Here is a 351-nt window from a genome sequence, read left to right as displayed (position 1 = left end):
AGTTGCCGTGCGTGTTCGGCGCCGCGCTGGAGGCGCTCAATGCGGCGATCGACGAGGTGCAGCCGGTGATGGTGCTGGCTATCGGCCAGGCCGGCGGCCGCACCGACATCACGATTGAACGGGTGGCGATCAACGTCGACGACGCGCGTATTCCCGACAATCAGGGGCAGCAGCCGGTGGATGAGCCGATCGTCGCCGGCGGTCCGGCGGCCTATTTCAGCACTTTGCCGATCAAAGCGATGGTGAGTTCGATGCGCGAGGCCGGCATTCCGGCCGCCGTTTCGCAGACTGCCGGCACCTACGTGTGCAACCATGTGATGTATGGGCTGCTGCACCGTTTGAGCGGCCAGC

The 351-nt window shown here is 65.5% G+C and carries 1 protein-coding gene; it reads left to right on the top strand.

Going from position 1 to position 351, the window contains the following annotated elements; all coding sequences use genetic code 11:
* The coding region (locus J0A68_RS23290) for a pyroglutamyl-peptidase I (protein WP_206580510.1) at positions 1–351 on the top strand (351 nt) is incomplete at both ends.

This window comes from Algoriphagus oliviformis, assembly GCF_017254915.1.
Classification (GTDB): Bacteria; Bacteroidota; Bacteroidia; order Cytophagales; family Cyclobacteriaceae; genus Algoriphagus; species Algoriphagus oliviformis.
This window is presented reverse-complemented; position numbering and strand designations above follow the sequence as displayed.